The sequence below is a fragment of the Allobosea sp. NPDC055353 genome, from assembly GCF_053644975.1.
Genome location: NZ_JBSHMC010000001.1, coordinates 1,839,045 through 1,853,441, shown reverse-complemented (window position 1 = coordinate 1,853,441; position 14,397 = coordinate 1,839,045). Strand labels below are relative to the sequence as shown.

Sequence of the window (14,397 nt, the reverse complement as noted above, 5' to 3'; positions counted from 1 at the left end):
TCAAGCGAGGTATCCGGCCCATGCACCGCTGTCCTGCAGCGGACGAGGGACAGATGCCGCGAGAACGGGCGGTTCGATCTCGCGCAGGGCTGTTGCGATGCGAAACCGCAAGCGTCCCATTCCCATCACAACGCAAAACGCGCGCCAAGGGCGCGCGTCCTGTTGTCGCATTGCAGAAGAGGTCAGGAGGCCGAGGCGGTCTTCGTCTCGTCCTCGCGCTCGGCATAGATGAAGAGCGGCCGGGCCTTGCTCTCCACCGCCTCGGGGCCGATCACCACCTGCTCGACACCTTCGAGGCCGGGCAATTCGTACATGGTCTCGAGCAGGATGCTCTCCATGATCGAACGCAGACCGCGCGCGCCGGTCTTCCGCTCGATCGCCTTGCGGGCGATCAGGCTGACGGCCTCGTCGGTGAAGGTGAGCTGGGTGTCTTCCATCTCGAACAGGCGCTGATACTGCTTGACCAGCGCGTTCTTCGGCTCGGTCAGGATGGTCTTCAGCGCCGGCTCGTCGAGATCCTCCAGCGTCGCCAGGACCGGCAGGCGGCCGACGAATTCCGGGATCAGGCCGAACTTCAGCAAATCCTCGGGCTCGACCTGACGGAAGATCTGGCCGATGCGGCGGTCGTCCGGAGCCTCGACCTTGGCGCCGAAGCCGATCGAGGTGCCCTGCCCGCGGCTCGAGATGATCTTGTCGAGACCGGCGAAGGCACCGCCGCAGATGAAGAGGATATTGGTGGTGTCGACCTGCAGGAACTCCTGCTGCGGATGCTTGCGCCCGCCCTGCGGCGGCACGGAGGCGACGGTGCCTTCCATGATCTTGAGCAGCGCCTGCTGGACGCCCTCGCCCGAGACGTCGCGGGTGATTGACGGGTTGTCCGACTTGCGGCTGATCTTGTCGATCTCGTCGATATAGACGATGCCGCGCTGCGCCCGCTCGACATTGTAGTCTGAGGCCTGGAGCAGCTTGAGGATGATGTTCTCGACATCCTCGCCGACATAGCCGGCCTCGGTCAGCGTCGTGGCATCGGCCATGGTGAAGGGCACATCGAGAATGCGGGCGAGCGTCTGCGCGAGCAGCGTCTTGCCCGAGCCGGTCGGCCCGATCAGCAGGATGTTCGATTTCGCGAGCTCGACGTCGTTCTGCTTCGTCGCGTGCGAGAGGCGCTTGTAATGGTTGTGCACCGCCACCGAGAGCACCTTCTTGGCGTGCTCCTGGCCGATGACATAATCGTCGAGGACCTTGCGGATCTCCTTGGGAGTCGGCACGCCGTCCTTCGACTTCACCAGCGCGGATTTCGATTCCTCGCGGATGATGTCCATGCAGAGCTCGACGCATTCATCGCAGATGAACACGGTCGGGCCCGCGATGAGCTTGCGGACCTCATGTTGGCTCTTGCCGCAGAAAGAGCAGTAAAGCGTGCTCTTCGAGTCGCCGCCGGGCTTGTTAGCCATCGTCCATCTCCAGTTCGGGAGCCGGGAGCCGCATCGCCAGTGGCAGATGCAGCCGTCGTCTCTCCGTCATATCTAAGCGCTCAGATCACGATGATTAGGTTAACGGCCCGTTCCGGTACATTCGGATACGCAGGGCCGGCCCAAGCCGGATCAGATTGGAGCGCTCGCCCGCTCACCCCCGGCCCCATGCAAACACGGGGCCGATCCTCAATGCAATATGGGGGCTCCGGAAGGCCGGGCCAACCCACAGGATCGCGAGCGCCGCGATCAGGCCTCGGGCTCGGCGCGCCGCTCCATGACCTTGTCGATCAGGCCGAAATCGCGGGCCTGCTCGGCGGTCATGAAATTGTCGCGCTCCAGCGCGGCGACGATGTCCTCGTAGGGACGCCCGGTATGCTTCACGTAGATCTCGTTCAGCCGCTTCTTCAGGCTCTCGACCTCCCGGGCGTGGATCAGGATGTCGGTGACCTGGCCCTGATAGCCGCCGGAGGGCTGGTGAACCATGATGCGCGCGTTCGGCAGGGCGAAGCGCATGTCCTTGGCGCCGGCCGTCAGCAGCAGCGAGCCCATCGAGGCGGCCTGGCCGATGCAGACCGTCGTCACCGGGCAGCGGATGAGCTGCATGGTGTCGTAGATCGAGAGGCCGGACGTCACCACGCCGCCGGGCGAGTTGATGTAGAAGGAGATTTCCTTCTTGGGGTTCTCGGCCTCGAGGAACAGCAGCTGCGCCACGATCAGCGACGCCGAGTAATCCTCGACCGGGCCGGTCAGGAAGATGATGCGCTCGCGCAGCAGGCGCGAATAGATGTCGAAGGCGCGTTCACCGCGGCTCGACTGCTCGACCACCATCGGGACGAGATTGTTGTAGGTCTCGAGCGGATCGCGAAGCATGGATCTGTCCTTGAGGTGGAGCGCTGGGGAAGCCAGCGAGATGTCGAATCAGCGGTGTCTAGGCAGACACTCACTTAAGCACGGCAGTCGCGGCTGAAAAGGGAAGCGCCGCCGGTCGCGAAGGCCGGCGGCGCGATAGCTGTCGTTAAGGTTGCCGTGAGGCTCAGGCGGAGGCGTCGTCGGCCTTGGCTTCAGCCTTCTTCGCCTTCTTGGCGGCGGCCTTCTTCGGCTTGGCCTCGGCGGTGTCCTCGGCATCCTCGTCGGCGTAGAGCGCCTCGCGCGAAACCGTCTGATCCTCGACCTTCACCTGGCCGAGCAGATGGTCGACGACCTTCTCCTCGAAGATCGGGGCGCGGATCTCGGCGAGAGCCTGCGGGTTCTTGCGGTAGAACTCCCAGACTTCCTTCTCCTGACCGGGGAAGGAGCGGGCCCGCTCGATCAGGGCCTGGGTGACCTCGTCATCCGAGATCTGGACCTTGGCCTGCTCGCCGATCTCGGCCAGCACCAGGCCCAGGCGCACGCGACGCTCGGCGATCTTGCGGTAGTCGGCGCGGGCGGCGTCCTCGGTGGTGTCCTCGTCCGCGAAGGTCTTGTTGGCCTGCTTCATGTCGGCCTCGACCTGGCCCCAGACGCTGGAGAACTCCTGCTCGACCAGTGTCGGCGGCAGCTCGAAGCTGTACTTGCCGTCGAGCGCGTCGAGCAGGCCCTTCTTGAGCTTGCGGCGCGACTGGGCGGTGAAGTCACGGCCGATCTGCTCGCTCACGGCTTCCTTGAGCTTGTCGAGCGACTCCATGCCGAAGCCCTTGGCGAGCTCGTCGTCGATCTTGACGGCGTCCGGGCCCTGGACGTCGGTCACGGTGACCGCGAACTCGGCCGGCTTGCCGGCGAGGTTCTCGGCCGCATAGTTCTCGGGGAAGGTCACCTTGACGGTGCGGGTCTCGCCCGTCTTGGCGCCCTCGAGCTGCTCCTCGAAGCCGGGGATGAACTGGCCGGCGCCGAGATCGAGCGGAATGCCCTCGCCCGTGCCGCCATCGAACTTCTCGCCGTCGAGCGTGCCGACGAAGGAGATGATCAGGCGGTCGCCCTTCTCGGCCTTGGCCTTCTCGCCCTTCGAGGTGTAGCTGCGGTTGCCGGCAGCCATGCGCAACAGCGCGGCATCCACGTCGGCGTCCGGAACCTCGGCGACCGGCTTCACGAGCGAGACGTCCGAGAGGTCGGCGAGCTCGATCTTCGGCAGCACTTCAAGCGCGACGGTGAAGGCGAGATCGCCCTTGGCCTCCATCGCGGCCTCGATCTCTTCCTTGTTCTCGGGGAAGCGGATCTGCGGCTCGAAGGCGAGCTTCAGGTTGTTGTCGGCGACGATCTTCTGGTTCGCCTCGTTGACGGCGTTCTGCAGCACGTCGGACATGACCGAGCGGCCATAGAGGCGGCGCAGATGCGCGACCGGCACCTTGCCCGGGCGGAAGCCGTTGATCTTGGCCTTGCCCTGGAGGTCCTGGAGGCTGTCGTCGAGCCTGGTCTTCAGGTCGGCGGCGTTCAGCACCACCTGGAATTCGCGCTTGAGGCCCTGGGACAGGGTTTCGGTCACGTTCATTTTTGTACCGCCAACAGCTCGTTTACGTCTCAATGTCCAAAGCGCGACGCCGGTTCGACCGCCGCCGCGCTCGCGAAACTCTTCTTCATCTCGATCATCGTTCCCGTGCCCTGACGGGCGCGCGATGATCTTTAGACCGATGGTGCGGGCGGAGGGACTCGAACCCCCACGACTTTCGCCGCTGGTACCTAAAACCAGTGCGTCTACCAGTTCCGCCACGCCCGCCGGCCGATAACGCTTGCGCGCGAGCAAACGCAGCGCGGCTATCGTCAAGCCGCAGCGCTATACGCATTTCGGCCGGGCCATGCAGCAAAAAAATGACGGTTCTGCAAAACAGGCGCTGCGCCCGGCATTTTGCCGGGAGGGCAGAACCGGCTCTCGCCAGAGCGGGCCGCCCGGATTATGCGGTATGCCATGACGAAACCGCCCGCCGCCGTCCCGCTTCCCCTCACACGCCGCCAATGGCTGGCGGGGCTCGGCGGAGCCTGCCTGATCGCGCCCTCGGCGGGGTTCGCGCAAGCTCCCGCCCCGACCACCAAGCCGGCAGGTGAGCCGCAGCGGCGGACGCTCGTCGCCGCGCCGGCGAAGGCAAGGCTGCGCCCGTCACCGCCGGTCGATACGGAAATCTGGACATTCGACGGCGGGACGCCGGCCGCTGCCTTGCGAATCAAGCAGGGCGAAACGCTGGCCCTGAAGCTCGAGAACAAGACGACGGCGCCGCTCGACCTGCACTGGTACGGCCTGCGCGGCGAAGCCGAGCGCGATGGCGCCGCCAGCTTCACGCGCCCGCCCATCGCGCCGGGAGAGACCGGCGAGTTCCGGATCACGCCGCCGGATTCGGGCACCCTGCTCTATCGGCCGCTCCGGGCCGGCGGCTCTTCGGAACCCGCAGGCCGGGGCCTGAGCGGGCTCGTCATCGTCGACGAGAAGGAACCGCTTCCGGTCGATCTCGACCTGCCCGTCCTCGTCACCGACTGGCTCATCGGCGACGACCAGGCACTCCAGCCCTTCGTGCTGCAAGACAATGCCTCGGCCTCGGCCGGGCGGCTCGGGAGCTGGCTCACGGTCAACCGGCGTTCGCCGCCGCAGCCGATCACGGCCCGGCCCGGTGCGCGGATTCGCCTCAGGCTCGCCAATGCCTGCAATGCCCGGATCATGCGATTGCGCTTCGACGGCGGAAAGACGACCGTGATCGCCGTCGACAGCCAGCCGACCGAAAGCTTCGAGCCGGTGCGCTCGCAGCTGCCCTTCGCGCCGGGCACGCGCTACGACGTGATCCTCGACCTGCCGATCGAGGTCGGCGCCGCCGTCAATGTCAGCGCGCTGATCGGCGGCGGCCTGCCGCTGGTGCGGATCGTGACTGCAGGACAGCCACAGGTGCCGCCGGCAGCCATGCCCGCCTTGAAGCTCAACCCTGCCCTGCCGCTCGGCGTGCGGATGCAGGACGCGCTGCGGCCCGAACTCGTCATCGAAGGCGGCGCCAGGCTGACCGAGGATCAGAAGCTCGATTTCGCAGGGCTCGATCTCGCGAGCCCCTGGCGGGTCAATGGCGGCACCGGCTCCTTTGAAGGCAAGCCGCTGTTCAGCGTCAGGCGCGGCACGCCGATCGTGATGGCGATCGACAACCGCACCGCCTTCGTCCAGCCGTTCCATGTCCATGGCCACAGCTTCCGGCTGCTGCACCCGCTCGACGACGGCTGGGAGAACTATTTCCTCGACACCGTGCAGATCCCCGAGCGCAAGAAGCTGCACATCGCCTTCATCGCCGACAATCCCGGCCGCTGGCTGATCTCGTCGACCGTACTGGAGCGCTTCGACCTCGGGCTGTGGAGCTGGTTCGAGGTGACGTGAGGGACTGGGACGCGGAAACACCGTGTCATCCCGGACAAGCGGCGAAGCCGCGCCGATCCGGGATCCATTCCTGAGCTTTCATCGGAAGCGCTCCGGAATGGATCCCGGGTCTCCCTACGGTCGCCCGGGATGAGCGCGTGAGATGAAGCGGCCGCTGGGCGACCTTACAGCCCCAGCCGCTCGACTACGTCCTGCACGATCGCGTCCTTGCTGTCCTCGACCGAGACGACGAGTGGCTTCTCGTCGTCGCCCGGCTCTTCCAATGCGGCGAACTGGCTGTCGAGCAGGGCCGGCGGCATGAAATGATGCTGGCGGGCAGCCATGCGGCGGCCGATCAACTCACGCGAGCCCTTGAGATAGACTAAGCGCACATCCGGCCGGTCGCCGACGATCACCTGCCGATAGGCGCGCTTCAGCGCCGAGCAGGTGACGATGCCGTGCTCGCCGTTCGCGCGGAGATCGTCGATCCAGGCGGCGATCGCGGCGAGCCAAGGCTTGCGGTCGTCGTCGTTCAGCGGTGTGCCACCGGCCATCTTGGCGACGTTCTCGGGCGGATGGAAGGAATCGGCATCGCGGAACGGCCAGCCGAGGCGCTCAGCGAGACGCTCGCCGAGCGAGGTCTTCCCCGAGCTCGCGACGCCCATGACGACGATCACGGCCGGGCGACCGCCGCTTGCTGCCTCTGCCACCGTCTCAGCCCTGCTTCTTGGGTTCGACATGGCCGCCGAAGCCGGCCCGCATCGCCGAGAGGATCTTCTCGCCGAAGGTGTGGTCGACCCGCGAGCGGAAGCGCGCGAAGAGCGCGGAGGTCAGCACCTCGGCCGGGGTCGCGGTCTCGACGGCGGCATCGACCGTCCAGCGGCCCTCGCCGGAATCCGAGACATTGCCGGTATAGGAGGAGAGTTCCTCGTCGGCGGCCAGCGCCTCGGCCGTGAGATCGAGCAGCCAGGAGGTGACCACCGAACCACGGCGCCAGACCTCGGCGATCTCCGCCACGTCGAAATCGAAACCGTACTCGGCCGGCAGGCCTTCCTTGGCCGAGGCGTTGCGCAGGAGGTCGAAGCCTTCCGCGAAGGCCTGCATCATGCCGTATTCGATGCCGTTATGGACCATCTTGACGAAATGGCCGGCGCCGGTCGGGCCGCAATGCAGATAGCCCTGCTCGCTCGTCGGGTTGCGGCCCTCGCGATGCCGGGTCGGCTCGATCTCGCCCTTGCCGGGCGCCAGCGTGGCGAAGATCGGCTCCAGCCGGTCGAAGGCTTCCTTGTCCCCGCCGATCATCAGGCAATAGCCGCGGTCGAGCCCGTGGACGCCGCCGGAGGTGCCGATATCCATGTAATGGATGCCCTTGGCCGCGAGTTCCTTGCCACGGCGGACATCGTCCTTCCAGAAGGCGTTGCCGCCGTCGATCAGCGTATCGCCTTCGCCAACGAGACCGGCGAGCTCAGCCAGCGTCGCCTCGGTGATCTTGCCGGCCGGCAGCATCACCCAGATGGCACGGGGCGCCTTCAGCTTGGCGACCATGTCCTTGAGGTCGGCAGCGAGCGCCGCGCCGTCGGCGGCGAGCGCCTGGCCCGGCTTCGGGTCACGGTCATAGACCACGCATTCATGGCCGGCGCGCATCAGCCGGCGCACGATATTGCCACCCATCCGGCCGAGGCCGATCACTCCAAGCTGCATGTCAGATACTCCGCAAAGCCGGCTTTCGCTGCTTCAAGCATGGAGGCGGCGGCCGGGGCAAGCCAATGCGGCGCAGGTCTCAGCCCCGGATTTGCCGCTGCAAGGACCGCCAACGCCCCGGCGTGACGCCATAGGCGCGGCGGAACTGGCGGGTCAGATGGCTCTGGTCGGCGAAGCCGCAGGCAAAGGCTGCATCGGCCAGGGACACGCGCTGCGCCAGCATCCGGCGGGCGCGATCGAGGCGGCGCATCACGAGGTAGTTATAGGGGCTGGTGCCGAAGGCGGCGCGGAACTGGCGCGCCAGGGCGAAGCGATCGAGCCCGGTCATCGCCTCCAGCCGGCTGGAATCGACCACCTCCTTCGCATGGGCGTCGAGATAGTCGCGCGCCCGTTCGAGCGCCGGGGCGTCGAGCCGGGCGGAGCGAGCGCTGCCGGCGGAAGGATCGAGCGCGAACAAGGCCTGCGCGAGCCGTTCGACCAGATCGTCGGCCGCCAGCGGATCGAGCGGCTGGTCGAGATCGCGCAGCGCACGGGCAATTGTCGCGACCAGACGCGGCTCCCGCGAAACGGCTGTGGATATGAAGGGCAGTGCCCGGCCGCCCTCGCCCATCGCCTGCCGGATCAGGCGCGGCTCGACATAGAGCATGCGGTAGCGGAAGCCGCTCTCGATGCCGGAGCGGCCGTTATGGATCTCGTCGGGATGCAGGACGATGACATGGCCACCGAGGCTGTCGCGCCTTGCCCCGCGATAGTCGAAGGACTGCACGCCCGAGAGCGTCAGCCCGAAGGCGTAGGTGTCGTGGCGGTGCGGGTCATAGGCATAGCCGCGGAAGAACGCCTCCATGCGCTCGATGCCATCAGCGCCGGTGCCGAGCCGGACCCAGTCCCGCTCAGGTTCGCACGATCGTTCAAGACGGGCCTTGCCGGCCTCGGTTAGCGATGCGTCCATGCGTTACGATACCAAGATCGCCATCGTGGTTCGCGATGATCTCGCAACCTGGCAAAAACTCAATGTCGCCAGCTTCCTCGCCGGTGGGCTCGTCGGAGCTTCCCCGGAACTCGCGGGCGAACCCTACGGGGATGCCTCAGGCCGCTTCTACGGTCCGCTGGTCCGACAGCCAATCCTGATCTTCGCGGCCAGCGCAGCGGAACTCACGACTGTGCTCCAGCGGGCGCAGCAGCGCGGCGTCAGGCCGCATCTCTATATCAAAGACCTGTTCGCGACCGGCAATGATCTCGACAACCGCGCCGCCGTCGCGGCGGTAACGACCGATGCACTCGACCTCGTCGGCCTTGGGCTGCATGCCGAACGCAAGGAGATCGACAAGATCATCAAGGGATTGAAGCTGCACGGGTAACGCCTTGCAGCCCCTGCCCTTCCGACAGACTTCCTTGCCTCGTTCCTGAGCAAAGCGGGGTCGGCACCCGCATCCAAAGCCCGAACCTCAACTTTCGTCACACTCAGCCAGCGCATTTTTTGGCATTTACGAGTCCCCGAGAATCGCCTTAGCCTCCTTCTTGTCGGTAACAACTGAAAGGAGGTGATCCAGTGTCTCATTGTCATCAACCGCTGGTGCAAGGCGGGCGGATCTGGACCTCTTCTTGCTGGGGTTTCTATTCCGCGTGAGTTTTCGCACCTTTAGATCCGGTTCGCCGGATCGCGGTTCGGCAATGGAAGGGCAGCTCGCAAGGGCTGCCCTTCTTGCTTCTGCAGCCGCCATGCTGGCGCCCGGCCGCAAGCCGTGGCAGACAGGCGGCGTGTCACGCTTTTCCCTGCCCAATGCCCCGAGTACCGGCCGTGTCCGTTCCTGATCCGAGCCGCGAGGCCATTCTCGACTTCATCGAGGAAGAGCGCGCTGCCGGCCGCGAGGTCGGCCGGCGCGAGATCGCCAAGGCCTTCGGGCTCGATGGCGGCGGCAAGATCTGGCTGAAGCGCCTGCTCAAAGAGATGGCGGAGGAAGGCGAGATCGGCGGCGACGGCAAGGACCGGCCGGTCCATCCGCGCGGCGCGCTGCCGCCCGTCCTGCTCTCCGAGATCAAGCGCCGCGACCGCGAGGGTGACCTCGTCGCCCAGCCGCTCGAATGGGACGAGGCTGAGAGCGGAGCGCCGCCGCAGATCCTGATCGAGCGCAGCCGCGAGGGACGCCGCAAGGACAAGTCGGCCGGGCCTGCGCCGGGCGTCGGCGATCAGGTCATCCTCAAGCTGACGCGGCTGCGCGGCGTCGAGGGCTTCGGCTATTCGGGCCGCGTGCTCAAGGTGATGGGCAAGGCGAAGGCCGCCGTGCTCGGCATCTTCCGGGCCCTGCCCGACGGCTCCGGCCGGCTGGTTCCGATCGACAAGAAGGCGCAAGGGCGCGAGGCGATCATCCCGAAGGGCCGCACGGCCGAGGCGCAGGACGGCGACCTCGTCTCGGTCGCCTTGCGCCGGGAGAGCCGCTTTGGCCCGCCCGAGGCGCATGTGCGCGAGCGGCTGGGCTCGATCAAGTCCGAGCGCGCGGTCAGCCTGATCGCGATCCATGCCCATGGCATTCCGCATGAATTCCCGCCGGCCGCGCTTCAGGAAGCGGCGAACGCGCCGCTCGCGAGCCTGAAGGGTCGCGAGGACTGGCGTGAATTGCCGCTCGTCACCATCGACCCGGCCGACGCCAAGGACCATGACGACGCGGTCCATGCCGTGCCGGACGACAGCCCCGACAATCCCGGCGGCTTCGTCGTCACCGTCGCCATCGCCGATGTCGCGAGCTATGTCACGCCGCATTCGGCGCTCGACCGCGAGGCGCTGGAGCGCGGCAACTCGGTGTATTTCCCGGATCGCGTCGTGCCGATGCTGCCGGAGCGGATCTCGAACGATCTCTGTTCGCTGCGCGAGCATGAGGACCGGCCGGCGCTCGCCGTCAGGCTCGTGCTCAAGGCGGACGGCTCGAAGAAGAGCCATTCCTTCCACCGCGTGCTGATGCGCTCGGCGGCGAAGCTCTCCTACCAGCAGGCGCAGGCCGCGATCGACGGCAGCCCCGACGAGAAGACCGCGCCGATCCGCGAGAGCGTGCTGATGCCGCTCTGGGCCGCCTATGGCATCGCGGCGCGCGCCCGCGACCAGCGCCAGCCGCTGGAACTCGACCTGCCCGAGCGCAAGCTGATCCTTAAAGCCGACGGCTCGGTCGATCGCGTCATTGTGCCCGACCGGCTGGCGGCGCATCGATTGATCGAGGAATTCATGATCCTCGCCAATGTCGCGGCGGCCGAGACGCTGGAGAAGGCCGGCAGCCAGTTGATCTATCGCTGCCATGACGAGCCCTCGCTGGAGAAGATGCGGGCGCTCAGTGAGGTGCTGGCCTCGATCGGTATCAAGCTGCCGCAGGATGGGGCTCTTCGGCCCGTGCTGTTCAACCGCATCCTGGCGATGATCAAGGGTTCGGAGAACGAGACGCTGATCAACGAGGTCGTGCTGCGCACGCAGGCGCAGGCCGAATATGTCGCCGAGAATTACGGGCATTTCGGCCTCAACCTGCGCCGCTACGCCCATTTCACTTCGCCGATCAGGCGCTATGCCGACCTGATCGTGCATCGCGCGCTGATCACGGCGCTGAAGCTCGGCGATGACGGCCTGCCGAAAAGCACGACGCTTGCCGAGCTGCGCGAGGTCGCGACCCGCATCTCGGCGGCGGAGCGGCGCGCCATGGCGGCGGAGCGCGAGACCACCGACCGATTGATCGCGCATTTCCTTGCCGGCCAGATCGGCGCGAGCTTCGACGGGCGCATCGGCGGCGTGCACAAGGCCGGCCTCTTCGTGAAGCTCGACGGCACCGGCGCCGATGGCTTCATCCCGGCCTCCACGCTCGGCGGCGACTACTACCGCTATGACGAGGCCGCGCATGCGCTGATCGGCGAGCGCACCGGCGAGAGCTGGCGCCTCGGCGACCGGGTCCATGTCAAGCTGGTCGAGGCTGCGCCGGTCGCGGGCGCCCTGCGCTTCGAACTGCTTTCGGAGGGACGCGTCGTGGCGACGGGGCGCACCGGCAAGCGACGCGGCGGTGCCGCGCCCTTCGGGGCGAGCCGGCCGGCGGCGAGCTTCGGCAGGAAGGGTAAGCCGGGCGGGGGCGGCTTCGGCAAAAGCAAGCCGGGCAAGAACAAGCCCGTCAAGAGGCGGTGATGGGCGTCCAGATTCACAGCGCGGAGGCGCATCTCGACGCGCGCGACTGGCGCCAGGCGATCACGCACGGCCTGAAGGGTCACTGCCCGCATTGCGGGAAGGGCCGGCTGTTCCGCGCCTTCCTGAAGCCGGTCGACGCTTGCGAAACCTGCGGCGAGGACCTGCATCACCAGCGCGCCGACGACCTGCCGCCCTATATCGTCATCACCATCGTCGGCCACATCATCGTCGGCGGCCTGCTGCTGGCGGAGAAATTCGCCGACTGGCCGATGTGGCTGCACATGACCGTCTGGCCGCTGCTGACCATCGTCCTGTCCTTCGCGCTGATGCAGCCCGTCAAGGGCGGCGTCGTCGGCCTGCAATGGGCCGTGCGCATGCACGGCTTCGGCGGCGAGCCCGACCAGCCCGAGCGCCAGCCCCTGCCTTCTTCGGAAACACGCTCATGACCGATCACACCGTCACCCTCACCCAGGCCGAGCGGGCGCGCACGACCGCCAACCAGCGTCCCAAGGACGCCGCGACCATGATGATCCTCGATCGCAGCGCTGCCCGTCCCAAGGTGCTGATGGGCAAGCGCCATGCGGGCCATAAGTTCATGCCGGGCAAATACGTCTTTCCGGGCGGGCGGGTCGATGCCGGCGACCGGCTGATGGCCGCGACCGGAGCGGTGCCGCAGATCTGCGAGGACCGGCTCGGCAAGCGCTGCCTGCGCCCCAGCGCCGCCAAGGCGCGGGCGCTGGCGCTCGCCGCCATCCGCGAGACCTTCGAGGAAACCGGGCTGCTCTTCGGCTCCGACGAGTTCGGCGCGCCGGAGACCGCGCCGGCCGGGAGCTGGAGCGATTTCGCGGCACAGGGCATCTTCCCCGACCTGTCAGCCGTCACCTTCGTCGCGCGCGCGATCACGCCGCCGCGCCGGCCGAAGCGCTTCGACACCCGCTTCTTCGCGATCGATGCCTCCGCCGTCGCCAAGCGGATCGACGGCATCATCGGCCCCGATTCGGAGCTGGTCGACCTGGTCTGGGTCGATTTCGACGAGGCCAAGGAACTCGACCTGCCGACGATCACCAAGGTCATCATCCAGGAGGTCGAGGCCCGCATCGAGGGCAGCTTCGCGCCCTATCTGCCGGTCCCGTTCTACTGGGAGAAGCGCGGCAGCTTCGTGCGCGAGGAGCTCTGAGAGGAGCACAATCTCGACAGAGCTATTCTTCCTTGACTTCGCCGGCCCGTTGCGGCATTCCCCGCGCTGACGGTTTGCCGGGTTCGCCCGGCCATTTTCTTTTCCGAGGGCCTCTGGCCCGCATGGCTCGAGGATAGACCCATGGCCAAGGCCGTGACGATCAAGATCAAACTGCTTTCGACCGCCGACACCGGCTTCTTCTACGTGACGAAGAAAAACTCGCGTACGATGACCGAGAAGATGTCGAAGAAGAAGTACGACCCCGTCGCGCGCAAGCACGTCGAGTTCAAGGAAACCAAGATCAAGTGAGGCCATAGCCTCCCGATCTGATTTCGCTTTGAAAAACCGCCCTTTCGGGCGGTTTTTTCGTTTTGAGGTTTAGCGCAGCGGAGGCGGAATTGGCGGCAGCCCAAGGCTTGGAGACGCCGCCGCTTCGCTGCTAGCCGCAATAGGCGCGGATGATCCTGCCGGTCTTCGGATCGGTCTCGATGGTCACCCGCTCCTTGCGGTAGTCCATGGTCACGCCCTGCCCCGGCCGAATCTGCCGCACGATGGTTGCGCCGGTGGCCTGCTGGGCCTCGGCATCGCCAATGCGGGCCTTGCCCGCCAACGCCTCGGCCGCATCCTCGCTGCACGCGCCGGGCAAGCCGGGCGCAGTTCCCATCGGAGCCTGCTGCGCATCGCTCTGGCAGGCCGCCAGCGTCAAGGCGGCCAATGACAGCACCCCAGCCGCCAGACATTTCTGCGCCATCATCACAACCCCTTTCAGACCATCCGAACGATCGCGTGAGGCTCTACGATCGCGTTGAGGCGGAGCCGTGGCAAGGGGATGGCTATGCTCAGGCCGCGAGGCCCGCCGCCTCCGGGCTCGCCGGGAGCTGAGCCCGCCATGTCGCCAAGGCGCTGCGGCCGGCCTCGGTGAGCGCGTAGACGCCGCGCCCGGAACGCTCGAACCAGCCATAGACGTTGCGATGCAGGATCTTCTGGGCGTCCGGGCAGGAGGGCTTGAGATCGCGCGGTCGCTTCGGCTCCCCGGCCATCGCCGCGGCGCAGGCCAGCGCCTGCTGGCGATAGGCCGTCATGATCGGCCTGCGCGTGCCGCCGCCCAGCGCCGGATCGCCCTGGCGGCGCTTGTGCTCATCCACCAGCCGCGAGCGCCGGCGCGGGTCCTTGCGCGGCGTGGGTGCCACCGGAGACACCAGGATATCGACATCTCCGGATTTGGAGACGCCGAGCAATCCGAAGCCGAGTCGCCGGCAGAGGTTGCGATAGCGCGGATCGCTTTCGCGCCCCTTGCCCCTGGCGGAGAGCTGGGCTGCGAGCCAGATCTCGTCGCCGAGGCTCATCCGGTCGACGCCCTGCAGGATGAGTTCGAGATTGAAGCTCAGCTTCAGCTCGCCGATCACCACGACGGACGGATCATCGTCGCGCAGGCCGACGAGATCGCAATGCCCGATCTCGCCCTTCACGGCGTAGCCGAGCCCTTCGAGGAAGCGCTTGACGGGCAGATAGAGCGATGTTTCCACATCCACCTCCGGACAACAGAACGGCATAGATGCCAGACAGTCGTTTCGGAGAGGCAAACGGGCCGGGGCCGGCC

14 protein-coding genes and 1 tRNA gene are annotated in these 14,397 nt (G+C 66.8%); 6 read left to right on the top strand and 9 right to left on the bottom strand.

Annotation, left to right across the window (positions count from 1 at the left end; genetic code table 11):
- Nucleotides 1–182 precede the first annotated feature (182 nt).
- The 4 genes from clpX to ACWIEX_RS08550 form a co-directional block, all read right to left on the bottom strand.
- Entirely contained in the window at nt 183–1,454 is a 1,272-nt protein-coding gene (gene clpX / locus ACWIEX_RS08565) for an ATP-dependent Clp protease ATP-binding subunit ClpX (RefSeq protein ID WP_061963721.1), read from the bottom strand.
- Between the two features lie 267 nt (nt 1,455–1,721).
- Nucleotides 1,722–2,345 (bottom strand): ATP-dependent Clp protease proteolytic subunit, encoded by a 624-nt coding sequence (locus ACWIEX_RS08560; RefSeq protein WP_061963723.1) that lies wholly within the window; start codon nt 2,343–2,345, stop codon nt 1,722–1,724.
- Between the two features lie 163 nt (nt 2,346–2,508).
- Nucleotides 2,509–3,939 (bottom strand): trigger factor, encoded by a 1,431-nt coding sequence (tig, locus tag ACWIEX_RS08555; protein ID WP_454032643.1) that lies wholly within the window; start codon nt 3,937–3,939, stop codon nt 2,509–2,511.
- Between the two features lie 140 nt (nt 3,940–4,079).
- A tRNA-Leu gene (locus ACWIEX_RS08550) sits at nt 4,080–4,164 on the bottom strand.
- Between the two features lie 189 nt (nt 4,165–4,353).
- Between ACWIEX_RS08550 and ACWIEX_RS08545 the strand changes: the two genes are divergently transcribed.
- Nucleotides 4,354–5,790: a multicopper oxidase family protein gene (locus ACWIEX_RS08545; RefSeq protein WP_454032642.1), complete on the top strand. Its 1,437-nt coding sequence runs from the start codon at nt 4,354–4,356 to the stop codon at nt 5,788–5,790.
- Nucleotides 5,791–5,954: 164 nt separating this feature from the next.
- Here the strand turns inward: ACWIEX_RS08545 and ACWIEX_RS08540 are convergent, their stop codons facing one another.
- From ACWIEX_RS08540 to ACWIEX_RS08530, 3 genes are all read right to left on the bottom strand, one after another.
- Complete coding sequence (locus tag ACWIEX_RS08540; protein WP_454032641.1) at nt 5,955–6,479, bottom strand: gluconokinase; 525 nt, start codon at nt 6,477–6,479, stop codon at nt 5,955–5,957.
- Between the two features lie 4 nt (nt 6,480–6,483).
- Nucleotides 6,484–7,470, bottom strand: coding sequence for a phosphogluconate dehydrogenase (NAD(+)-dependent, decarboxylating) (gnd, locus tag ACWIEX_RS08535; RefSeq protein ID WP_454032640.1), 987 nt, complete (start codon nt 7,468–7,470; stop codon nt 6,484–6,486).
- A gap of 79 nt (nt 7,471–7,549) precedes the next feature.
- Nucleotides 7,550–8,419 (bottom strand): AraC family transcriptional regulator, encoded by an 870-nt coding sequence (locus ACWIEX_RS08530; RefSeq protein WP_454032639.1) that lies wholly within the window; start codon nt 8,417–8,419, stop codon nt 7,550–7,552.
- On the opposite strand from ACWIEX_RS08530, the gene ACWIEX_RS08525 reads away from it, so the two are divergent.
- The 5 genes from ACWIEX_RS08525 to rpmG all read left to right on the top strand — a co-directional run bounded on the left by ACWIEX_RS08525 (nt 8,418) and on the right by rpmG (nt 13,106).
- On the top strand, nt 8,418–8,828 hold the full coding sequence (locus ACWIEX_RS08525) for a DUF2000 family protein (RefSeq protein ID WP_454032638.1): 411 nt from the start codon (nt 8,418–8,420) through the stop codon (nt 8,826–8,828). The two genes, ACWIEX_RS08530 and ACWIEX_RS08525, sit on opposite strands and share 2 nt — an antisense overlap.
- Before the next feature lie 422 nt (nt 8,829–9,250).
- Nucleotides 9,251–11,620, top strand: coding sequence for a ribonuclease R (gene rnr, locus ACWIEX_RS08520; protein WP_454032637.1), 2,370 nt, complete (start codon nt 9,251–9,253; stop codon nt 11,618–11,620).
- Nucleotides 11,620–12,066, top strand: coding sequence for a DUF983 domain-containing protein (locus ACWIEX_RS08515; RefSeq protein ID WP_454032636.1), 447 nt, complete (start codon nt 11,620–11,622; stop codon nt 12,064–12,066). Before rnr ends, ACWIEX_RS08515 begins: the two co-directional genes overlap by 1 nt.
- Nucleotides 12,063–12,797, top strand: coding sequence for an NUDIX hydrolase (locus tag ACWIEX_RS08510; RefSeq protein WP_454032635.1), 735 nt, complete (start codon nt 12,063–12,065; stop codon nt 12,795–12,797). Before ACWIEX_RS08515 ends, ACWIEX_RS08510 begins: the two co-directional genes overlap by 4 nt.
- Nucleotides 12,798–12,938: 141 nt before the next feature.
- A complete protein-coding gene (gene rpmG / locus ACWIEX_RS08505) occupies nt 12,939–13,106 on the top strand; it encodes a 50S ribosomal protein L33 (protein ID WP_038367996.1) in 168 nt (55 codons plus the stop codon).
- 130 nt (nt 13,107–13,236) lie between these two features.
- On the opposite strand, the gene ACWIEX_RS08500 is transcribed toward rpmG, so the two are convergent.
- Both ACWIEX_RS08500 and ACWIEX_RS08495 read right to left on the bottom strand, forming a co-directional pair.
- Nucleotides 13,237–13,551 (bottom strand): I78 family peptidase inhibitor, encoded by a 315-nt coding sequence (locus ACWIEX_RS08500; protein ID WP_454032634.1) that lies wholly within the window; start codon nt 13,549–13,551, stop codon nt 13,237–13,239.
- An 85-nt stretch (nt 13,552–13,636) separates the two neighbouring features.
- The gene (locus ACWIEX_RS08495) at nt 13,637–14,323 is read right to left on the bottom strand and encodes a DUF2161 domain-containing phosphodiesterase (protein WP_454032633.1); all 687 of its coding nucleotides are present in this window, start codon (nt 14,321–14,323) and stop codon (nt 13,637–13,639) included.
- Between the last annotated feature and the right edge of the window lie 74 nt (nt 14,324–14,397).